20 protein-coding genes are annotated in these 21,811 nt (G+C 65.5%); 18 read left to right on the forward strand and 2 right to left on the reverse strand.

Annotated features, from left to right (window positions below):
* The first annotated feature begins 177 nt into the window (after window positions 1-177).
* From tssA to EH240_RS20910, 18 genes are read left to right on the forward strand one after another with little or no spacing between them, the layout of a single operon-like run.
* The gene (gene tssA, locus EH240_RS20825; protein ID WP_125002103.1) at window positions 178-1,392 is read left to right on the forward strand and encodes a type VI secretion system protein TssA; all 1,215 of its coding nucleotides are present in this window, start codon (window positions 178-180) and stop codon (window positions 1,390-1,392) included.
* A gap of 5 nt (window positions 1,393-1,397) precedes the next feature.
* The gene (gene tssB, locus EH240_RS20830) at window positions 1,398-1,934 is read left to right on the forward strand and encodes a type VI secretion system contractile sheath small subunit (RefSeq protein ID WP_125002105.1); all 537 of its coding nucleotides are present in this window, start codon (window positions 1,398-1,400) and stop codon (window positions 1,932-1,934) included.
* 3 nt (window positions 1,935-1,937) lie between these two features.
* Window positions 1,938-3,443 carry a type VI secretion system contractile sheath large subunit gene (gene tssC, locus EH240_RS20835; protein WP_125002107.1) on the forward strand — a complete coding sequence of 502 codons (1,506 nt, stop codon included), beginning with the start codon at window positions 1,938-1,940 and terminating at the stop codon, window positions 3,441-3,443.
* Window positions 3,444-3,492: 49 nt separating this feature from the next.
* Entirely contained in the window at window positions 3,493-3,954 is a 462-nt protein-coding gene (locus tag EH240_RS20840) for an Hcp family type VI secretion system effector (protein ID WP_125002109.1), read from the forward strand.
* Window positions 3,941-4,693 carry a type VI secretion system baseplate subunit TssE gene (gene tssE / locus EH240_RS20845; RefSeq protein WP_125002205.1) on the forward strand — a complete coding sequence of 251 codons (753 nt, stop codon included), beginning with the start codon at window positions 3,941-3,943 and terminating at the stop codon, window positions 4,691-4,693. The genes EH240_RS20840 and tssE overlap by 14 nt, the downstream gene beginning before the upstream one ends.
* Before the next feature lies 1 nt (window position 4,694).
* Window positions 4,695-6,569 carry a type VI secretion system baseplate subunit TssF gene (gene tssF, locus EH240_RS20850; RefSeq protein ID WP_125002111.1) on the forward strand — a complete coding sequence of 625 codons (1,875 nt, stop codon included), beginning with the start codon at window positions 4,695-4,697 and terminating at the stop codon, window positions 6,567-6,569.
* Window positions 6,533-7,615: a type VI secretion system baseplate subunit TssG gene (tssG, locus tag EH240_RS20855; RefSeq protein WP_125002113.1), complete on the forward strand. Its 1,083-nt coding sequence runs from the start codon at window positions 6,533-6,535 to the stop codon at window positions 7,613-7,615. Before tssF ends, tssG begins: the two co-directional genes overlap by 37 nt.
* The gene (tagH, locus tag EH240_RS20860) at window positions 7,612-9,063 is read left to right on the forward strand and encodes a type VI secretion system-associated FHA domain protein TagH (protein WP_125002115.1); all 1,452 of its coding nucleotides are present in this window, start codon (window positions 7,612-7,614) and stop codon (window positions 9,061-9,063) included. Before tssG ends, tagH begins: the two co-directional genes overlap by 4 nt.
* A 3-nt stretch (window positions 9,064-9,066) precedes the next feature.
* Window positions 9,067-9,519 (forward strand): type VI secretion system lipoprotein TssJ, encoded by a 453-nt coding sequence (gene tssJ, locus EH240_RS20865; RefSeq protein WP_125002117.1) that lies wholly within the window; start codon window positions 9,067-9,069, stop codon window positions 9,517-9,519.
* Window positions 9,520-9,556: 37 nt separating this feature from the next.
* On the forward strand, window positions 9,557-10,891 hold the full coding sequence (gene tssK, locus EH240_RS20870) for a type VI secretion system baseplate subunit TssK (protein ID WP_125002119.1): 1,335 nt from the start codon (window positions 9,557-9,559) through the stop codon (window positions 10,889-10,891).
* Window positions 10,892-10,895: 4 nt separating this feature from the next.
* Window positions 10,896-12,224, forward strand: a complete 1,329-nt coding sequence (tssL, locus tag EH240_RS20875) for a type VI secretion system protein TssL, long form (RefSeq protein ID WP_125002121.1) — start codon at window positions 10,896-10,898, stop codon at window positions 12,222-12,224.
* Window positions 12,224-15,766: a type VI secretion system membrane subunit TssM gene (tssM, locus tag EH240_RS20880; protein ID WP_125002123.1), complete on the forward strand. Its 3,543-nt coding sequence runs from the start codon at window positions 12,224-12,226 to the stop codon at window positions 15,764-15,766. The genes tssL and tssM overlap by 1 nt, the downstream gene beginning before the upstream one ends.
* Window positions 15,748-16,287, forward strand: a complete 540-nt coding sequence (tagF, locus tag EH240_RS20885) for a type VI secretion system-associated protein TagF (protein WP_125002125.1) — start codon at window positions 15,748-15,750, stop codon at window positions 16,285-16,287. The genes tssM and tagF overlap by 19 nt, the downstream gene beginning before the upstream one ends.
* Window positions 16,288-16,290: 3 nt before the next feature.
* Window positions 16,291-17,139 carry a DUF4150 domain-containing protein gene (locus EH240_RS20890; protein ID WP_125002127.1) on the forward strand — a complete coding sequence of 283 codons (849 nt, stop codon included), beginning with the start codon at window positions 16,291-16,293 and terminating at the stop codon, window positions 17,137-17,139.
* A complete protein-coding gene (locus tag EH240_RS20895) occupies window positions 17,140-17,577 on the forward strand; it encodes a hypothetical protein (protein WP_125002129.1) in 438 nt (145 codons plus the stop codon). It begins immediately after the preceding gene.
* 1 nt (window position 17,578) lies between these two features.
* Entirely contained in the window at window positions 17,579-18,070 is a 492-nt protein-coding gene (locus EH240_RS20900; protein ID WP_125002131.1) for a hypothetical protein, read from the forward strand.
* A gap of 3 nt (window positions 18,071-18,073) precedes the next feature.
* On the forward strand, window positions 18,074-19,162 hold the full coding sequence (locus tag EH240_RS20905) for a DUF2169 family type VI secretion system accessory protein (protein ID WP_125002133.1): 1,089 nt from the start codon (window positions 18,074-18,076) through the stop codon (window positions 19,160-19,162).
* Window positions 19,159-20,202: a beta-ketoacyl synthase N-terminal-like domain-containing protein gene (locus tag EH240_RS20910; RefSeq protein WP_125002136.1), complete on the forward strand. Its 1,044-nt coding sequence runs from the start codon at window positions 19,159-19,161 to the stop codon at window positions 20,200-20,202. Before EH240_RS20905 ends, EH240_RS20910 begins: the two co-directional genes overlap by 4 nt.
* Window positions 20,203-20,213: 11 nt before the next feature.
* On the opposite strand, the gene EH240_RS20915 is transcribed toward EH240_RS20910, so the two are convergent.
* Both EH240_RS20915 and EH240_RS20920 read right to left on the reverse strand, forming a co-directional pair.
* On the reverse strand, window positions 20,214-21,374 hold the full coding sequence (locus tag EH240_RS20915; RefSeq protein ID WP_125002138.1) for a hypothetical protein: 1,161 nt from the start codon (window positions 21,372-21,374) through the stop codon (window positions 20,214-20,216).
* A 9-nt stretch (window positions 21,375-21,383) separates the two neighbouring features.
* Window positions 21,384-21,806 (reverse strand): DUF6484 domain-containing protein, encoded by a 423-nt coding sequence (locus EH240_RS20920; protein WP_425374817.1) that lies wholly within the window; start codon window positions 21,804-21,806, stop codon window positions 21,384-21,386.
* Between the last annotated feature and the right edge of the window lie 5 nt (window positions 21,807-21,811).

Genomic DNA, 21,811 nt, shown 5'->3' on the forward strand with positions numbered 1-21,811 from the left:
GGCTATGCGAGCCATTTCACATACCGGGTCTGACAATCGCGCCATGGGTTTCGCCGAAGAAAACGGACGCGTTTAGCATCCGTTAGTTTTTGAGCACGTGCTCAATTGTGGTAGAGTGAGACCGTGTGATAACGTTGCGTCACACAGGGGTCTCAGGGCCGCTGGCTGGGGGATAGTGTGATTGATCTCGCACTCTGGCTGAATCCTCTAAACGGTGAGAATCCGTCGGGAGAGGATTTGCGCAACGACCCGGCCTTCCACGAGCTGGAGCGCCTGACCGAGCCGCAGCTCAAGGTCATCCACGACGGCAACAAGCCTGCCTCGCAATCCACGGCGGTCGACTGGGCCGCCGTCCTCGAAAAGGCGGAAGAGCTTCGCTCCCGCGGCCGGGATCTGCGCCTGCTGGTCATCGTCGTGCGCGCTCTGGCCAACGAGGAAAGGCTGGCCGGCCTCGCGCAAGGCCTGACTTTGATCGCCAGGACCTTCGACCAGTATTGGGACACGATGCATCCGGCATTGCGGCCGAACGCGCCGCCGCGCGACGCCGCCTTGCGCCGCATCAATGCCGTGCTCGATCTCCAGAACGCCCAGGAAGGCCTGCTGGCGAACCTGCGCGAGATGATCTTCCTTTCGCCACGCCAGGTCGGGCCGATCAGCGGACGCGATCTGGAACAAGGCGCGCTCGACGAACGCGTCATGCTTCAGGAAGCGGCTCCCGGACTGGGCGCTTCCGAAAAGGCGGCGCTGGCGAGCGCCCACAACCAGCTTTTGAACCGGGTGCGCAGCGGCTGCGCGGCACAGATCGATCAAGACGGCGAGGCGATGACCTCGCTGCTCGCCGGCGCCCGCGCGGTGATCGCCGCCCTCGACGAAGTCGATGCGGCTCTTAACAAGCGTGTCGAAGGCAATGGCCCCACCATCCCGGAATTGAAACGGTTTCTGCAGCGTTTGCTGACGACGCTTGAGCGGAATTCGGCCGCCGGCACAGCTGCGAACGGGGCCGCAAAGTCTGCCCCGCGACCGACGGAACCGGCAGCGCCCGCCCGAAACGGTCATCGAGGCGGGGGGATGGGAGCCGAGGGGATGGGAACCGAAGCGATGGGAGCCCAAGCGATGGCAAGCGCCGCAAGCCATGCGGAACCGGGCGTCGGGCTGCCCGACCGGATCACCTCGCGCGACGACGTCGTCAAATGCCTTGACCTCGTCGTCGCCTTCTATGACCGAACGGAGCCGTCGAGCCCGATCCCGCATCTCGCCCGTCGCGTGCGCCGCATGGTGCACATGGATTTCGTGGAACTGATGGAAGATCTCGCCCCGTCGGGGCTGAAGGAGTTCCGGCTGCTTGCCGGTGTCCCCGATCCCAAGAAGCCGGCCCAGAAGGATGAAAGGTAACAAGCATGCCAGCAGAGAGCAAAGCGAAGGTCATCGAAAGAAACCGCGCGCCGCGCGTGCAGATCGCCTACGACGTTGAAACCTACGGCAGCCCGACGACGATCGAACTGCCGTTCGTCATGGCCGTGATGGCCGATCTTTCCGGCGCTTCACAGACCAAGGAAGCAGTGAAGTCGGTGCTCGACCGCAACCTCGTCGAAACCGACGCCAACCGCTTCCCGAAATTCATGGAGGCCATGGGGCCACGGGTGAAGGCAAGGGTGAAGAACACCCTGCCGCAAGCCGAGGGCGCCGAGCGCGACGAGGAGCTCATGGTCGACCTCACCTTCTCGAAGATGGGCGATTTCGCGCCGGACAAGGTCGCCGAGCAGGTCCCGCAACTGGCCGAGATCCTCAAGATGCGCCGTCAGCTCGAGGAGCTGCTCGGCTTTATGGACGGCCGCGTCGACGCCGAAAAGCGCATCGCGCAGCTTCTCAACAACGAGCCGCTGCTGAGCAAGATCGCCAGCCAGGCGATGTCTGACAGCAAGGGCGAGGAGTAAGTCATGGCTGAACAGCAAAAAATCGCAGCCGCCACAGCCGAAGCGGAAGCGATAGACCTCGGCGAATTCAGCGGACTCCTGGAAAAGGATTTCAAGGTCAAGAAGGACGACAGCGAAAAGCTGCAGCAACTGGTGCGCAACCTGGCGCTGGCAGCGCAGTCGCGCTCCGAGACCACCACGATCTCGTCCAACGCGATCAAGTCGATCAAGTCGCTGATCGCCGGCATCGACAAGATGCTGACGACGCAGGTCAACGAGATCCTGCACGCGCCGGAAGTGCGGGAGATGGAAGGCACCTGGCGCGGCCTCTGGTATCTCGTCAACAACACCGAGACGGATACCAAGCTCAAGATCCGGGTGATGAACATCTCCAAAGAGCAGCTGGCCGACACGCTCGAAGACTATGAAGGCCAGATGTGGGACCAGAGCCCGATCTTCAAGAAGGTCTACACGGACGAGTATTCGATGCTGGGCGGCGAGCCGATCGGCTGCATCATCGGCGCCTACGAATTCTCGAACCATCCGCGCGACGTCGGCCTGCTGCGCAACATTTCGGGCGTCTGCGCCTCGGCGCACACGCCCTTCATCGCCGCCGCCTCGCCGCGCCTGTTCCGCATGGACAGCTGGCAGGAACTGCCCAATCCGCAGGACCTGCAGATGATCGTGAACAACCCGGCCTACGCCTCGTGGCAGTCGCTGCGCGAGAGCGAGGACGCGCGCTATATCGGCCTCACCATGCCGCGCGTGCTGGCGCGCCTGCCCTACGGCACCGAGACCGTTCCGGTGAAGGGGTTCACCTTCGAGGAGGAGGTGGGCGGCGACCACAACAAATATGTCTGGATGAACGCCGCCTTCCCGATGGGCGTCAACATCAACCGCAGCCACAAGCTCTACGGCTGGGGCACGCAGATCCGCGGCGTCGAGAATGGCGGCACGGTGCTCAACCTGCCGGTGCACGCCTTCCCGACCGACGACGGATCGATCGCGATGAAATGCCCGACGGAGGTCGCCATCGACGACCGGCGCGAGGCGGAACTGGCCAAGCTCGGCCTGATGCCGATCCTGCACCGGAAGAACACCGACCTTGCCGCCTTCATCGGCGCCCATTCGCTGCAGGATGACGAGACGCGCGCCGGCCGTCTGGTCGACCCCGACGCGCAGGCGAACGAGCGGCTCAGCGCCAACCTGCCGTACCTTTTCCCTGTCTCGCGCTTCGCGCACTACCTCAAGGCGATCGCGCGCGACAAGATCGGCTCGTTCAAGGAACGCACCGACATGCAGATCTGGTTGACCGAATGGATCAACCGGTACGTGCTGGCCAATCCCGCCTTTGCCGACGACAAGGCGCGCGCCAAGCGCCCGCTGGCCGCGGCGGAGGTCCAGGTCGACAGCGTCGAAGGCCGGCCCGGTTACTACAATGCCCGTTTCTATCTGCGTCCGCACTACCAGCTGGAAGGCATCAACGCCTCGCTCCGGCTGGTGTCGGAACTGCCGTCAGTGAAGGGGTGAAATCGCAGCAAAATCATCTTGTTTCGTTTGAAAGCGGTGGAGAAAGACAATGCCGACAACCATGAAAATCGATGGTTTTTTGAAAGTTCCGGATATCAAAGGCCCGAGCGTGCGCGACGGTCATGAGGACGAGATCGAAGTTCACGGCGTCGACTACAAGATGGTCGCGCCCTACGATCCAAACTCGCTCTCGCGCCGCGGACGCGTGTCGATGGGGATGATCAAATTCACCAAGCACTACGACAAGTCGTCTCCGTATCTGAAGAAGGCGCTGTTCGAGAACAAGGCGCTCGATGAGGTGGTGTTTTCGGCGCGCCGCACCATCGACGGCGAGACCAGCGACTATCTGGTCGTGACGCTCACCGATGCCTCGGTCATGGAATATGACATGAAGCAGGCCGACGACGAGGCCGACCTGATCGAAGAGGAAGTCAGCTTCGCCTACAAGAAGATCAAGTTCGTCTATGACAAGGACGACGAGATCGAAATGGATGTCTATGTCGGCAAGTGAGGCCAAACGGCCAGGCGCGAAGGCGCAGCTTGCCGGCAGCTCGCGGGCAAGGCGCGAGGCGGTCCAACCTTCCCTGTGGGACCGCCTCATCAACGACCTGCCCGGCCTGACCTCGGAGATAGATGGGCTGCGCCGGCTGCTGGAAGAAGAACTCGGCGCCGAGCGCGTCGAGGCTCTTCTTGCCGGCAGCGCGCGCGCCATCGATGCCGATGCGGAATTGACGCCCGACCAGAAGCGGCGCGTGCACCGTCTGGTCTTCCAGACCGAGCATCGCGCCGAGATCGAAAGCCGAGGCGTGGTGGTATCGGCGCGGGTGCTCAGGGAGGCCGTCCGGCGCGACATCGAGGCCCTGTTCAACACCGAACGTTTTGAATCCGTTCCGATGCTTTCCGATGCCGAGCATGAACAGCCATTGGACGAGCTGCCGTCGCTCGCCGACTTTCCGGAGGTGCGCCGGAGCGTGGTCAATTATGGCGTGCCGTCCTTCTCCGGCCGCTCGTCGCGGGACTTCGACCGCGATGTGCTGGCGCGCGAGATCCGCGCGGTGCTCGCCACTTTCGAGCCTCGTCTCAAGGAGAGCGCCACGACGGTCAATGTCACGCTCGGCGACAAGAGCGTCGGCCTGAAGATCGAGATCGACGCCGTGCTGATCATGACGCCGACGCCGGAACGCATGCGGCTGCGCACCACGATCAATCTCGACAACGGCCTGGCGCGAACCGAATTCAGGGAGACCTGAGATGGATCGGGTCTTCGTGGAATATTACGAAGAGGAACTGACCCATATCCGCGCGCTGGCTGCGGAATTCGCCGACATGCATCCGGCCGTCGCCCGCAATCTTTCCCTCGACACCGTCCCCTGCCCCGACCCCTATGTCGAACGGCTGCTCGACGGCGTGGCGTTCCTTGCCGCGCGCACTAGGCTGAAGGTCGACGCCGAACGCTCGCGTTTCTCGCGCGCCGTGCTCGACGTGCTTTATCCCGACCTGGTCACGCCGGCACCGGCAACGGCGATGGCCGTGCTGAAGCCCGGCCAGCAGGTGCAGTCGATGATCGCCGGTCATTCAGTCGCGCGCGGCACGCGGCTGGTCTCCAGCCTGCATCCGGGACTCTCGACACGCTCAACCTTCACCACCGCGCAGGAGGTGACGCTGTGGCCAATCGCGATCACCTCGGTCAGCTATTTCCAGGACCGCAGCGGGCTCGCGGCGGCGGGTATCGGCCCGGTCGGCGGCGCGCGCGGCGAGGCAGCGCTGCGCATCGCGCTTGCGCGGACCGGAAAGGGCAAGCTCGGCGAGCTGTCGCTCGACCGGCTGGACCTCTATTTCGCCGGGCGCACCAAGGCGCCGCTCATCTTCGACGCGATCTTCGGCGCCTGCTCGGCCGTCGGCGCGCGGGCGGAAGGCAAGACCAATCCGCTATCGGCCCTGCCCGAGCCCGAGATGGTCGGCATTCGCGACGACGAGGCGCTGATGCCGCGCACCCGCCCGACCTTCGAGGGTTACCGGCTGCTGCGGGAATATTTCATGATCCCCGAACGCTTCCACTATGTGCGGGTCGCCGGCCTGCAGCCGGTGGTGCGCAAGTGCGATGCGGGAACTGAAATCATCTTCCTGTTCCGGCGACCGGTGCCCGAGCTCGCCGATGTGACGCCGGCCGATTTCGAGCTCTTCGTGACGCCGCTCATCAATCTCTTCGAGCGGGAATGCAACGTCATCGAGATCGATCAGCGCAGGACGCGGCAGGTGGTGCACGCCGACCGGACGCGGGCGCGGGATTTCGAGATCTTTCGGGTCACGCGCGTCGAGGATGCCGACGCCGAAGGCAGCGAAGCCGAGATTCCCGAGCTGTTCAGCCTGGGGCAGAACCGCGGCAGCGGCTGGGTCTATTCGACCGAGCGGCGGCCGCGCCGGGCAACAGAAGACGAGCGGCGCGACGGCCTGACCCGCACCTCCTATACGGGCGACGACGTCTTCCTCGCCGTGTCGCGCCCTACGGGGAGGCCGGCCAACCGGCCGCTCAAGCGTCTCGACGTGACGGCGCTCTGCACCAACCGCGACCTGCCGATCCTGGACGACACCCCGACGCTGACGCTGGAAACGGCCGACCCGATCGAGACGGTCAGGCTGCTCGGCGCGTTGCGGCCTCCGCAGCCGGCGATCCCGGCCTCGCTTCCGGCGGGCGCCGAAGGCGAATCCCGCGCCGACGATCTCGCCTGGCGGCTGGTGGCGCAGCTCTCGCTCAACTTCCTGAGCCTAGCCAAGGACGGCCGCGGCGTCGATCCGCTGCATGCGCTGCTCGACCTCTATGCCGACCGCGGCGATCCGAGCCTTGCCCGCAACGTGCATTCGATCACCCGCATCGACTCGCGCCCGGTCATCGAGCGGCTCAAGATCGATGGTCCGATGTGCTTCGGACGGGGCACGGAAGTGACGCTGCATGTCGACCAGTCGGTGCTGGCGGGGCAAAGCACGCTTTTGCTTTCGGCCCTGCTTGCGCGGCTGTTTGCCCGCCATGCCGGGATAAACGGCTTCGTGCGGACGCGCACGCGGCTGCTGCAGAAGCAGGAGGATGTGCCATGGCCGATGACGCCCGGCAATCGCTACCTGATCTAGCAAGGTCCGCCCCGAGCGAGGCCGCCCCAGATGGAATCGGAGCGCTGTCGGAGGGCTTCGACTTCTTCGAGCTGCTGCGCCGGCTGGAGCAGAGAGGCGGGCTGTTCGGCTATTCCGGCCAGGCCAATCGCGAGCCGGCACGGCTCGGCCAGCATGTGCGGTTGAGCTTTTCAGCCAGGGACGTGGTCAAATTCCAGGAAGCGGGCGAAAGGGCTCCGGCGCGGATCACCGTTGCCAATCTAGGTCTGCTGGGGCCTGAGGGGCCGATGCCGCTGCATCTCACGCGCTGGGTACTCGACCGGCTGTCGCAGCGCTGGTTCAGCGGCGCCGGTGCGGAGCAGACCAGCGACACGACCTTTGTCGACTTCGTCAACATCCTGCAGCATCGCATGATCGCGCTTTACTATCGCGCCTGGGCGGACGCGCATCCGGCGGTGCAGATCGAGCGCCCGGTCGGCGGGCGCGTCCGCGCCATGCTGGAAGCAATGGCGGGCATCGGCCTTCCCGGCACCCAGGATCCCGAGATCGATACGGTTAGGCTGCGCCAGGCGGGGTCGATCGCCAACCAGGTCGACGGCGCGGAGCGGCTGACGCTGTTCCTCGCCACGGCCTTCAAGGTGCCGGTACAGATCAAGGAATTCGTCGCCGCCTGGATCGCCATACCAGCGGCATTGCAGAGCCGCGTCGGCAGGGCCTATGCGGCGCTCGGGCGCGGGGCAACGATCGGTCCGCGCGTCTTCAGCCGCCAGAGCCGGATCGAATTGCGCGTCGGCCCGCTCTCCTTCGAAGACTTCAAGGCGTTCCTGCCGGGCAGCCGGCGCCTCGCCCTGTTCAAAAAGGCCGTGCGCGACATGATCGGGGAAGCGCTCGATGTCGATGTGCGGATCGTGCTCGCGCATGACGCGGTACCGCCGCCGAAGATCGGAACTGTCCAGCTCGGCCGCACCGCCTGGCTGCCAAGACCTGCCGGCAGCGGAGACGCCGACGACCTCAGGCTGCAAACGGTCGTCGGTTGGCGACCGGAAATGGCGGAGGCGGCGGCATGAGCCTCGTGCTGACGCTCGAGCAAGGACCGCGGAGCCAGGTGGTCAGGCAGGCCCGGCTGGACGAGGGCGAGCTGGTGATCGGCCGCAGCGCCGACGCCGGCTGGCAGATCGACGATCCGGACATGTTCGTCTCGCGCGCGCATTGCAAGATCAGCGGCGGCCGCGACGGCTATTTCGTCACCGACACGTCGAGCAGCGGGCTGTTCATAGACGATTCCGACAGCCCGCTCGGCGCCGGCAGGTCGACACGCCTGCAAAGCGGCATGCGGCTGAGACTGGGCGACTATGTTCTCTATGTCGAAGTCCAGCCCGCTGCGGGCCAGGCGGCGCCCGCGCAGATGCCCGTGGCCGCCCGGTCGGCGCCCGAACGCTCGCCATCGCAGTCGCGAGCGCCGGTGAGCATCGGCGGCGACGACTTCTTCTCGGCCAAGGTCGAGGAAGAGCCGCGGCGGCCGCGTCCGGCCGACCTGCCGGACCCGTTCGAGCAGCCTGTGCCCGGCGCTTATGATCGCGCTTCTAACCAGCGCAGCTCACCTGCCTTCGACGACCCGTTCAGCTTGGACCCGGTGGCGACACCAGAGTCCAGCGATGCCGCGCCCGGCCGATCGGATCCGTTCGGTTTCGTTGAGATGCCGGCCCGCGGCGACGCGGCGGAGCCCAGGCCGAAACCGGCCGGCTTCGATGACGATTTCAGCTTTGGACCGGCTGCGGCGCCCGCCTCTGCCAACGGCGCTGATCCGGCCGGTCCTGGCGAACACGCGGCCGAAAAGCCGCAGGCCGCCGCTCCATGGGACATGCCGAGCCGGGCGGTCACGCCTCCGCCGCGCTCCACCCCGGCCCCCAAACCGTCCCGTCCTGCACATGCGGCACCGGCGGCGGAAATGGCGCTGCGGGCCGCATTCCTGCGCGGTATGGGTGTCGAGGAGGCTGATTTTCCTGGGCGCGATGCGGTTGCCGAGATGGAAAAGTTCGGGCGCGAATACCGGCTGATGCTCGACGGCCTGATGCAACTCTTGCGCAAGCGCGCCGAGGAAAAGGGCAGCGCGCGCGTCGCCCAGACGATGGTCGGGGCCTCCGAGGTCAACCCGCTCAAATTCCTGCCGACGGTCGAGGACGTCATCGTCACCATCATCTCGGAGCGCAGCCCGGGCTTTCTCTCCGGCGAAGCGGCGATCGCCGATGCCGTGCGCGACCTTGCGCAGCACCATGTGCGCGCCTGGCGCGGCGTTCAGGCCGCGCTTCGGCGCATGATCGACCGCTTCGATCCGGCGGCGATCGAGGAAGAGCTGAAATCCAATTCCGCGATCGGCAACCTGCTTTCGGGCGGGCGCAACGCCAAGCTGTGGGAGCTCTACCAGAAACGCCACCGCGACATCGCCCAGAGCGCGGAATCGAGCTTCCTTGGCGAAATCGGCGCTGATTTTCGGGACGCATATGAAGAGGAGTAGGACATGATCGATCGACGCGAATTCATCGTTGCCCTCGGCGCGACGGGGCTGCTTGCGGCTTGCCAGAGCGGCCCGCCGAAACCATCGGTGATCTCGGTGAATGTCACCGGTGGCGCCGGCATGAATCCGGGACCGGGCGGCGGCGATCGGCCGGTTACTGTCCTGGTGATGCGGCTTGCCAGCACCGGCAAGTTCAGTTCGGCCGACTATTTCGCGCTGCAGGGCGATGCGGGGTCCGCGCTTGGGGCCGACCTGATCGGATCGGACACGATCTCGGTCGCGCCGGGCAAGACGGCGGCCAAGACCATCACGGTCGAACCGAACGCGACGGTGCTCGGCTTCGTCGCGCTGATCCGCGAACCGGGCGGACGCAACTGGCGCACGACCAAGTCGGTATCGCCGGGGTCGAAATTCACCATCAACGTCAGCCTCGGCAGCGGCGGTATTTCCGCCTGACGGCGCGACAACAGTTGGCAGTGCAGAGAGCAGTGGCATGAGCGACGCAAACAGGGTGCTGTGGTCCGAGGGGCTCTTCTTGAGGACCCAGCACTTCCAACAGCAGGACCGGTTCTTCGAGGCGATGGTGCGCGGCGCGTTGCAGGCCGGCCAGCTCCATACGTTCGGCTTCCAGCAGCTGACGCTCGACCAGTCGCTGCTCGATGCCGGGCAGGTGTCCATCGTGTCGGCGCGGGGCATCTTCCCGGACGGCACGCCCTTCTCTATTCCGGAGTTGATGGACGCGCCGAAGCCGCTGCCGGTCACCGCCGACACCGGCGCCGGGTCGGTGCTGGTCGCCCTGCCGCTCGAGCCGCCCGGCGGCGTCGGTTTCGACCCGGCGCATGCCGCGTCGACCGGCGCGCGCTATCACGGCAAGATCGTTTCGGTGCGCGATGCCGTCCAGGGCGGCGCCGATCCGGAGGAGATCGAGATCGCCCGGCCGCAGGCAGTGCTGCTCGCGCCCGGCAAATCGGTCGGCGGCTACACCGCGCTGCCGATCGCCGACATCAAGGGCATTCGCGCCGAAGGTGGCGTCTCTCTCGACGAGAGCTTCCTGCCGCCGACGCTGATCACCGGCGCGGTCGCTTGGTACCGACAACTGCTGCAGGAGGTCGTCACCGGCCTCGACCAGATCGCCGAGGCGCATGGCAAGATGGTGATGGGCGGGCCGGGCCGCAGCGTCGAGGACCTGCTGATGCTTCACCTCGCCAACGCGGCGCGGCCGCGGCTTGCCCACATGCTGGCGCAGGACGTCTTCCATCCGGCCGAGCTCTATCTCGAGCTTGCCGGCCTCGCCGGCGAGATGGCGACATACGGCTCCAGCTCGCGGCGGCTGGCCGAGCTGCCGGCCTACGATCATATGGCGCCCGGCCCGGCCTATATGGCGCTGGCCGACGCCTTGCGCTCGCTGATCCTCAGCCTGCGCTACATCGAGCCGAAATCGCGCGCTCTGCCCGTCATGCGGCACTCGACCAATGTGTGGAAGGTCCGCATCGACAACCCGAAGCTGCTGGTCGCCAGCCGGATCGTCATCCGCGTCGGCTCCGAACTTTCGGAGGACGCGTTGCGCAAGATCTTCGTCAACCAGGCGACCGTCGGTTCGGCGGACCAGTTCGAGGGCCTGTGGAAGTCGCGCCTGCCCGGCATTCCGCTGAAGCCGCTGCATTCGCAGCCGCGCGAAATCCCTTACGACGGCGACCGGCTCTGTCTGGAGCTGGACCAGAAGAGCGAGCATTGGGCCTCGCTGCTCGATGCCCCCGGCTTCGTCATCGGCGTTTCCGGTGTCCTGCCGAGCGAGCCGCAGGTCGACTGCTATTCGGTGAACAGGTGAGGCCATGAGCCGAGATGATCCTTTCGGACTGTCGGAGGATCGGGAACGCACGCGGATCAGGCTGACGGGCGCTTCGCCCCGGCCAATGGCGCCGCTGGCGCCGGGCGCGCCGGTGAAGCGGGCGCGCGCCCATCCCAACACGCTGATCAACACCTTCGCGCCGTTGCTCGAATTCGCGCCGGAGCTCGAAAGCGCGCTGGCGCCCGAGAACCCGGAAGTGATGCGCACTCGCCTGCTCGACGAACTGGTCCGGGCGCGCGACGCGGCAATTGCCGCGGGCTCCTCGCTGGAGCGGGCCGATCAGGCAGCCTGGGCGGTGGCGGCATTGCTCGACGACCTCGCGCTCAACACGCCGTGGGGTGGCGCCAGCGCCTGGCCGCGCCAGCCGCTGGTGGTCATGCTGCGCGGCGACGTCGATGCCGGCACGCAGTTCTTCTCGCGCCTCGACGAGCTGGAGCGGCATCCGACCCGCGACCGCGAAATGCTCGAGCTGCAATATTACTGCCTGGCGCTCGGCTTCCGCGGCAAATATCGCGTGCCCGGCCGCGCCGGCGACCGCTCGCTCAACGCCGTTCGCGTGGCGGCGGCGCGCTTCCTGCGCAACGCCGACGCCGAAGACGCGCCGCTGTCGCCGAACTGGAAGGGCGTGATCGCCTCCGACGAGCCACAGCGCTTCATCGTCCCGATCTGGGTGATGGCGCTGGCGGCGGTCGTCATTGCCGCGGCTACCCATATCGGCCTGTCGATGGGATTGAGCAGCCAGGCGGTCGAACTCTCAGCGCTGGTCCGCGCGCTGCCGCCTCCCTCCCGAGGCGACGTTGTCCGCGCAGCGCCCAAGCCCGACGCGCCGGAACCGCCGCCGGCGGAGCCGGTCGATTTCGCGTTGCTGCCGGAATTCAAGGCCGAAGCGCCAGACAACCTCAAGGGGGCGCTGAGCGGCACAGAGAGCGTGTCGCTTGCCAAGCTCGTCATCCAGTCTTCCAGCCCCGAGCTGTTTCAGTCGTCGAGGCCAACGCTCACACAAGGCTACGAACCGCTGGTCGAGTCGATCGCCAAGGTGATCCTCGCCAATCAGGAGCTGATCGGAAACATCACCGTCGTCGGCCATACCGACAATGTGCGCCTGCAAAAATCCAACCCGCTTTCGTCCAACCAGCGGCTTTCGGAAGCGCGTGCCGAAACCATAGCCAACCTTCTGGCGCAGGCCGGCGTGCCGCAGGAGCGCATCCATTCCGAAGGTCGCGCCGAGACCGATCCGCTGGCCGATAACTCGACGCGCGAGGGGCGCGCGCTCAACCGCCGCGTCGAGGTCCTGGTCGAGAAGAGGCTGTGATGTTCATCCTGCGCTTCCTCTGGGCCGTTCTGACCTCGCGATTCCTTTGGACGCTGATCGGCATCACGCTGCTTTCGCTGCTGATCTGGGTGTTCGGCCCGATCGTGCGGGTCGGGCCCTATTCGCCGTTCGAATCCGACAATGTGCGCATCGCAATCATCGCCGGGCTGATCATCCTGTGGCTGATCTGGCTGATCATCGCGCAGCGCCGCGCCATCCGCGCCAACCGCATGTTCGTCGCCGAGATCGCGGCGCCGGTCGCGGAAAAGCAGCTGACCCCAGGCGAGGAGAGCGTTGCGGCGGTCGGCGCCAAGTTCGCCGAGGTGATGGCTGAACTCAAGCGGCGCAAGCTCGGCGGCCGAAAATTCCTGCGCGAGATGCCGTGGTATGTGATCGTCGGGCCGCCGGCCACCGGCAAGACGACGGCGCTGCGCCAATCCGGCCTCAACTTCCCGATCGACCTCACCGACGACCTGCAGGGCGTCGGCGGCACGCGCAATTGCGACTGGTTCTTTTCGGAGAACGCGGTGCTGATCGACACAGCCGGCCGCTATGTCCAGCAGGAGAGCCAGCCCGATGTCGACGCGACCGAATGGCTTGGCTTCCTCGATCTGCTCAAGAAGCATCGGGGCCGGCGGGCGCTGAACGGCGTCATCGTCGCGCTGTCGATCGATGCGCTTTCGGAGGGCGACGAGGCGATCAAGGCGCATGGCCGCAAGATCCGCCGCCGGCTGGCGGAGCTGAACGACCGCCTCCAAATCCGCCTTCCCGTCTATCTGATGCTGACCAAGGCCGACCTGATCAAGGGGTTCGAGGCCTTCTTCGGCGGCTTGTCGACCGCAGCCCGCGAGCAGGTGTGGGGGACGACCTTCGCGCTCGACGCGCGCGTCGACGCCAAGACCATCGAGAAGGAACTGGCCACGCTTGCCACGGAACTGGAGCGGCGGCTGGTGCCGCGGCTGGAGGACGAGGACAAGCTCGGCGCGCGCGCCGAGATCTTCCGCTTCCCGGCCCAACTCGCAAGCCTGTCCGAGCCGATCCAGGTGCTGATCGAGGCGATGTTCGGCGAAAGCCGCTACGAGGAGGCGGCCTGGCTGCGCGGCCTCTATCTGACGTCGGCGACCCAGGAAGGCGCGCCCATCGACCGGCTGACGGCGGCGCTTTCTTCCTCCTTCGGGCTGCCGCCGCGCCGCGCCATGCTGGCGCCGCGCGTCGAGAAGCGCAGTTTCTTCCTCCGGAACCTTTTGACCGAAGTGATCTTCAAGGAAGCGGGCTTGGGCACGTTCGATCCGCTGGCGCAGCGCCGCCGCGCCTGGATCTGGCGCGGTGCGGCTGCAGCATGCGCGCTTGCGGCCCTGCTCACCGGCGGCTTGTTCACCTGGTCCTATCTCGACAATCGCAATGCGATCACCGCACAGGCCGGCCAGTTCGAGGCGCTGCAGGCGCCACTGACCGACGTCGCCGCCACGCCGGCATCGGTTGAGCAGCCGACGATGGATGGAGCGCTGGCCGCGATGGATGCGGTGGCGACGGCCCGCACCGCGCCGCCCGACGCGGCCCGCAACCTGTTCGGGCCGACCGCATCGGCGGAACTCGTGCGTGCACAGACCGATACTTATGAGCACGCGCTGCGCAACGTGCTCGAGCCGCATATGGTGGCGCTGCTGGAAGCCACCATGTGGCGGCAGATCCGCGATCCGGACTTCATGCTCGGCGCGCTGAAGACCTACCGCATGATGACGGGCCTGTCGCAGATGGACACCGACTTCGTGCAAAACTGGTGGGTGAACAGCCTGCCGGAATTCGCGCCCGCCCCGCCCTTCCCGACCGCCGACGCCGAAGAGCATCAGCTTGCCGCGATCCGCCGCATGGCGGTCGACGACAGCTATATCGCACCGGACAAGGAGCTGGTCGCCGAGGCGCTGAAGACGGTGTGCACGATCTCGCTGCCGGAGCGCGCCTATAAGCAGCTGCTCGCCGATCCGGAAGTGGCAGCTGTCAAGGAATGGGTGCCCGCCAATTTCGCCGGTCCCAACGGCGCCAAAGTGTTCGCGCGCCGCTCCGACAAGACGCTGCGCGTCGGCGTTTCCGGCGCTTTCACCTATGCCGGCTTCCATGGCGCCGTTCTCGACCGGGTCGAGGATGTGGCGGCGCAGGCCGCGCTCGATCGCGCGGTGTTCGCCGGCGGCTGCTCGGAGAATTCCGAGACCTCGGTGTCGGCGCTGTCCGAGGACATCCTGAAGCTCTATTACGACGACTATATCGCGCAGTGGGACAGTTTCCTGCGCGACATGCGGCTGGCGCCGCTGAGCGACCTCAACGTCGCCAGCGAAAACCTCAAGGATCTTTCGAGCGCCGACTCCGCGCTGAAGCGGTTGCTCACCGCGGTGGTGCAGGAGACCGACCTGACCCGATCCGACGAGGCGCCGGCCGACGACAAGAACGGCGGCGCCGCGAAGACCGGCTCGAAGCTGCTCTCCAAGCTCGGCAAGCTTGGCAAGGTGGTGAAGACGGGAGCGAAATTACTGCCCCGCGCGGGCTCGGCCGATCAGGTCGACATGACCGGCAGCCTGGTGGCCGAGCACTTCAAGCCGCTGAAGGGCACGATCGCGGAGGTCGACGGCCAGCCGCCGGCGCTCGATGCGGCCGTGGTGGCGCTGACGGCGCTGTCCAACGTGCTGCAGACGGTGACCGCCAATCCCGATCCGCAGGACGCCATCAAGAAGCAGGGCGGTCTGGCCGAATTGACGGGCGCGGTGGCCAGGCAGGCGCAGATCCTGCCCTCGCCGATCAACGATTGGCTGGGCGGGATTGCCGGCGACGCCAGCGGCCTGTCGCAGAAGGCCGTCACCAACGAGCTCAACGCCATCTGGCGCGCCGACATCCTGCCTTTCTGCCAGGCGGCGCTGAACAACCGCTATCCCTTCAGCCCCGAGAGCGCGGTGGATGTCAATGTGCGCGACTTCCAGCGCCTCTTCGGTCCCGCCGGCCTGATCGACGCCTTTATCAACGACCATCTGATCAACTATGTCGACACCGCCAGCCAGCCCTGGAAATGGCGCGCCGATTTCGGCCTCGACCCGGCGGCGCTGGCGGCGTTCGAGCAGGCAAGGCACATCCGCGACGACCTGTTTCCCGGCGGCACCGGCCCGGTGATGAACTTCACGCTGGAGCCGAAGGACCTGTCGCCCAATGTGACGCGCGTGACGCTCAACCTCGATGGCCAGAACCTCGTCTATTACAACAACGCGACCAGACCGCAGCCGATGACGTGGCCCGGCAAGGATGGCACAGGCGTGATCTCGCTCGCTTTCCAGCCGGTCGACGGCTCGCCAGAGGTCATGCTCAACGAGACCGGCAGTTGGGCGTGGCTGAGGATGCTGCGCGGCGGCAAGTTCGCCGGGACCAAGCTCGCCGACGTCTACAGCCTGCGGCTCGGCACGAAAGGCATGTATGCCGATTTCGAGCTCAAGGCGGCCAGCGTCGAGAATCCCTACACGCTCGAGATGTTCAAGAAGTTCACATGTCCGCCGCAGATATGAACGTCGGCTTTTTTGGCAAGATTCCGGCGACCGGAGATTTCGTCGCCTGGAATTTGCCGCGCACCTTCATCGACCGGTGGGACCGATGGATGTCGATGGAGTTGCGCGCGCGACCCGATGAGGGGGGTTTGGATTCGCGTGTCTGGCGCTTCATCGTCAAGGGCGGTATTTTCGGCGACCAGCCCTGTGCCGGCGCCTGGCGCATGAGCGAGGACCGCGTGGGACGCCGCTATCCGTTCGCTGTAATCCGCCTCGGGCCGCCGCCGGAGCCGGGCGACTCCTGGTTCGACGGCATTGCCGATCTCGTCAGGGAAACGGTCGAGGAATACCGGGCCCAGGTCTGGATCGCTGAGCGCATCGGCCAACTGCCGCAGCCGGAAACCCTGGACCGCAAGGAACGGATCGCGTTCTGGCTGGACGACTGGGAGGTACATGAGCTCGACTTCGCCGACATCCACGATCTTGCGGCCAACGGGCTGCCGGCGATGAGGGCGACACGGCAGGAAACGGCGGAGTCCTGAGCCATGGGTTGCACCGTTTTCGCCGAGGGCATGGGCTGGTTCCACCAGAGCAGCAATGGAACCGGGACGGCACCCGGCGACGTCTGCCTGAGCCCGCCGCCACCGCCTGCCGGACCGGTACCGGTCCCCTATGTCAACATGCTGTTCGCCAGCGATCTCACCAAGGGCAGCAATAGCGTCAAGGCCGATGGTAGTCCGACGGCGTTGGAGAACTCGTCGGAAATCGCCATGAGTACCGGCAACGAAGCGGCAACGCCGGGCCTTGGCGCCGGCGTCGTCACCCACAAGATCAAAGGCAAAGGCAGCTTTTCGCTGTGGTCCTTCACGGTGAAGGTCGAAGGCAAGGGCGTGTGCCGGCACGGCGACCCGTTGCTGCAGAACGAGGCGTGTACGCCGCCGAACTGCACCGCGCCGGGTGCCAGGGTGCTCTTCGTAAACCGCATGACAGCGGAGGGCGTCACACAAGGCAAGAAATGCAAGACGCCATACAGTCAAGACTGCCGCCCCGACCGTACGGCAGCTCAACGCGACGCGGTCAATGGTAAACCATGCTGGGAATGCAAGGGCAAGAAGGCGACCGGAACCGCGCCCTTCCATCGAGACGGCACACACAAACTGGAAGAAACCAAAAACGCGGACGGAAGCTGGTCGGACAAGGAGTACCGGACGCATGATCACCAACCTCCATTGAACCGCGCTTGGGAGGAACTGGGCGGCTGTCACTTGCAACCGTCGCCCGACGCGTTCAAAAAAATCATGGGCGAGGCGGAGTTCGTCAGGCCTCACTGCGAAGCGCACTACATGAGCCAGGGCTCAAAGGTTAAGGCACATGCCAAGTCGTTGAGGAGCTAGATGAACCGGCGCTATCAGGAGTTGCAGGACACCTATCTGGCGGAATTGAGATCGATTTTGCCGCCTATTCTGTCATGGTGGAAGGAACACGCAGTCCGACCGCCCGCCGAAATGGGGACTGGCGGTAATCGCAATGACTTCGAACGGCGTTGGCCGCTTGGCCCCGTCGCGCATCCTCGAGTGCTCGCTGTGCTGCGAACATATTATCTCGCCGTCCTAGCGCTCAACCGTGAATTCGAGACGCTGCGGCCGCCTCAGGACACAACGCCGCGCGAAAGCGATTGGGGTATCGACGACGAAGAGGCCGACGTGCCGTTTGTGCTGCCGATCGACCTGCTGGTCAACGATCTGGAGAGCATCGCGCCCGATCTTTACGAGATCATGAGTAATCTGGTCTTCGTCCCGGTTGGCCTTGCCCCCGACGGCGAGTATTGCTGACATGGCATTCGATATCGTCCATGACATTGACAAAGCGGTGCGCCAGCTTCTGGAGGCGCCGAACGATCTTGCGGAACTGATGCCGGATCAGGGCGCCGTAAAATCGATGTCCGAGGCAACCGACCAGCACAGGGACATCTACGCCAAATACATCGCCAACTTCGACGTCGCCTACCAGATTGCAGACGATTGGTGGGAAGGCTGCGTCGCGGCTTACATCGAGGACGGCTATGGTCCCGACGAGGCGAACGAACTTGCCTACGACAAGCGGCTCGCCGGACCGGCCTCCGCGCCCGAGGTCGTCTGGTTCTTCCGCAACTACTGGCTGGCCTTCGACGAGGTGAACCGCGCCCTTCCGCCGAAAGACCGAGTGCCGCCGCAGGTGGCAATGCTTGGCTGGCTGGTGGAGGAGGGCCGCACGGACTATGTCCGGCTGCTCACTTGCATGCCCTTCTGGCCGATCGGCCTCGACGAAAATGGCAATTGGTGCTGACCCATGGCCTTCGACGTCTGGCTCGAGAACCGCACCCCCTTCGCCACGGCGACGCATGTGCAGGTTGATGCCGGAGGCCAGGAGGTGCTGGTTGCCATGCTCTCGGCGAGTTTCCAGGGCGATGCGGACAACGCGGGACTGCATCCGGCTGATGATCAACTCCCGGTCACCTTCGGCGACGTGCCTTTCGGCAATCCGGCACTATCTTCGACCCGCTACGAAGCCGATATAGCGCCGGTCAAACCGGCAGCCGAGGTGATCGTCAACGGCACGGCCCATGCTCCGAACGGCAAGCCGGTACGCGAGATGCAGGTCGGATTGCGGATCGGCAGCGTGCGCAAGGTGCTGAACGTGGTCGGGGACCGCATCTACGACGCCGGCAGCTACAGCGCACCGCGTCCATTCACCACAATGCCGATCGTCTACGAACGGGCCTTTGGCGGCACGACGGCGGAAGGAAGAGCCGAGCCACGTAACCCCGTCGGTGTCGGCTTCCATCACGCGGCGTCGGCCGACAAGGCGGTGCGCACGCAAGCGCCCAACGTCACCTATCCGGGCGAACCCTATCTCAGCCCCACGGATCGCCCCTCGCCGGCAGGCTTCGGTGCCCTTGGTCGAGGCTGGCAGCCACGTCTTGGTTTCGCCGGAACCTACGACCAGGCATGGATCGACACGCAATGGCCGCTGCCGCCAAAGGATTTCGATCCGCGTCATCATCTCGCCACGCCGCCGGATCAGCAATTGCCGCAGCTTGTCGGCGGTGAAGAGGTTGCGCTTGTCGGTCTGACCCCGACAGGGCGCTGGAATTTTCGCTTGCCTCGCATCGTCGCGCCCGTGCGGCTGATCTTCGACGACCGCATCGAGGAGCGCAGCTTCGCAGCCGATACTGTGATCATCGAGCCAGACCTTTGGCGCATTACGCTCAAGGCACGACTTTCCTTTGTCACACTCCGCAATGCTGCCACCTTGCGCGAGATAGTTTTCGGCCACGTATCCCCCGTGTGGCTCAGCGCGCGGCGCAAGCGCAAGGCCTATCTCAATCCGCTGGGCGGCGACGGCACCTTGGGCAACCAGCCAGTGTGGCTGCCATGAAGCGCCCGCTCTATATCGCAGGCGCCGGCGCAGTCACCCCTGCGGGGCTTAATGCGACGCAAACGATCTGCGCTATCCGCGCCAGCCTCTCCGCCTATGAGGAGATAACGCTCTCGGAGCCGTTTGGCGCCTTGCAGGTCGTCGCGCGCATACCGGCCCACAGGCGCCTGCGCAGAACCCAAGGTGGATGGCTGGTCAATATGGCCTCGCGCGCCATGGCTGAGGCGTTAGAAACCGGCGATATTGCGCCCGAAGTTACGGCTATCCTGCTCACGCCGCCTGAGGGTTTTCGCAATCATCCGGCCTATCAGGACATCGCGCCACACGACTTCCTTGCGGCTGTGATCAGGGCCAGCGGACATCGTTTCCATGCGGCGTCGCGGGCGATAGACGGCGGCGCGGCTGCCAGCATCGGCCTGCTGGAGCGCGCAGTGGACATGATGGAGCAGCAAGGCGTCGAACAGGTCTTGCTCGGCGGCGTCGACAGTCTTGTCAACGACAGTGATCTTGCCCGTCTCGGCGCGGCCCGCCGTCTCAAGGCCCCCGACAACGCGCAAGGTCTTGTACCAGGCGAGGCGGCGGCGTTCGTGCGGCTGACGCTGCAGCCGGAAGAAAAGGCAACGGTCTTTGCCGCGATCCACGGTATTGGCACCGCCCAGGAAAAGGACACGGTCCTGTCGAGCCGTTACAGTCAGGGACGGGCCATGCTCGGGGCTTTGCGCGACGCCGTGACCGGCTCTGGGCCTTCGGAGCCCGACATCGACTTCGTGGTCAGCAATGGCAATGGCGAACGCTATCAGGGTTGGGAAATGCTGATCACCCGACCGCGCTTTTATCGCACGCGCCGCGACATGATGGCGACCGCCTACCCGGCCATGACGATCGGCGACATCGGCGCGGCAGGTGGCGCGTTGGTCCTCATGCTTGCTGCCGACAGCTTTCTCAAGGACTATGCGCCGGGATCAACCGCCATCTGCGAAGTGGCTTCCGAGAGCGGCCTGCGTGCTGCGGCGGTCATGGCCCGCATGACGCGTCGCTGACGCTGTCGGCTTTACATCCAGGCCGGGAATTTGCGCGTCCTGCGCCAGTCGGCGAACGGTGCCTCGGGCGTGGCAATTGCCGCGCGCAGCGCATCCAGCCTGAGCCTGCGCATCGAATGGAAAGGCGTGTGGTTGCGCCCGCCCTGTCCCTCGTCCCACCATGCGGCAACGCGATCGGCGACAGGCAACGGGCTGTCGGTCAGAGATTCAAACGCCTTCCCCAAATCGGCCGGGTCTATCGTGAACAGGTCGGTGTCGTTGAAGTCCACGTCGAACAGATCGCGCATCGCCAGCCCGGCGGCAAAGACAAGTTCCGGCTCGCGCATCTTCTCGATCAGCCAGGGCATTACCGACCGATCGCCAAACAGGCCGATCGACGCCGTTGCCGCCACGCGCAGCAGGGGCTGGCCGAGGCGCGTCTGCAGCCAGGCTTTCGCGGCCTTGGGCGGCGTCGTCAGCAGGCGTATCTCGATCGCCGCCTCCGCGTGGTCCGCCTCCAGCACGATCTTGTTGATCACTGGATGCGCGGACCGCGCCTCGCCAAGCAGGCAAGCGGCGAAGGCGGCCGCAAGACGTTCTTTCGCAGTCTCGCCGTCAAGGCCAGCCAGGACTGCCGGAAGCAGGTCGCGCCGCCTAAGCCCGCCGGCGAGCCGAATGGCGCGCCGGCGGATGCTGGCGTCGGAATGGCTCGCCAAATCATGCAGGCGCTGTCCCGGATCAACGCGATGATGCCACAGCGCAGACAGCCCAAGGCAGCGCAGTCGCGCATCGCTTGTGTCCAGCCATTGCGCCACGAAGGGACGCAGGTTTTCGCGCGGCGTGCGCGCGATCGCAGCGGACAGGCTCGAAATGCCGGCCTCACCCAGGCTTGCGCCGGCGTCGATTGCGGAGGTCACCAGGTTGGCATCGCTCCAACGCATTGCCAGAGTGCCGAGCACGAAAAGTTCCCCCGGTTCGGCGTAGTCGGCGAAACGCGCTTGAGCAGCTTCCCAACCGGTCTTGCCGGCTGCCATGAGCCCTTCGAGATTGGCTTCGAGACGCTGGTCGATACGGCCGATACCCGTCTCATCGAGGACTGGACCATCGATCTCCCGACGACGGCGAAGCCAGAGGAAAGCCGCATCCTCGGCGTGCTGATCCACGATGGCAGCGATGGTTGCAACGCGATGCACGACAGCGCCTCAGTTGAGATGCACGGCCCCGCCGCGAATACGGTTGGTCCCACTCGCCTGGCTGGTCAGATGGCTACCACGAATGGTCACACGACCATCCTTCTCCAGAATGATTGATGCCAGGCCACAACGCAGTTCTATACGCTCTTCGCCCATGATGACGACTCGATCGCCTTCGCGGACCACTTGCAGCTCCCTGTTCTTGTGAGCGGGAGCGACGATGCGCCCAACAACCAGCGGTCGTGTCGGGTCACCCTCCTCGAACAGCAGGGCCAGTTCCGAGCCGATCGCGGAAACGTCCAGTTCCGTCAGGCTGCGCGCCGCAATCGCCGTCTCGCGCGGATTGCCGACGAAGACCACAAGTGGTGCTCCGCATTCGAAACCGATGAGCAAGCCGATGACGACGCCGTCGATGCGATCCAGCACTTCCATGATGA

The sequence above is a fragment of the Mesorhizobium tamadayense genome (assembly GCF_003863365.1).
Taxonomy (GTDB): Bacteria; Pseudomonadota; Alphaproteobacteria; order Rhizobiales; family Rhizobiaceae; genus Mesorhizobium; species Mesorhizobium tamadayense.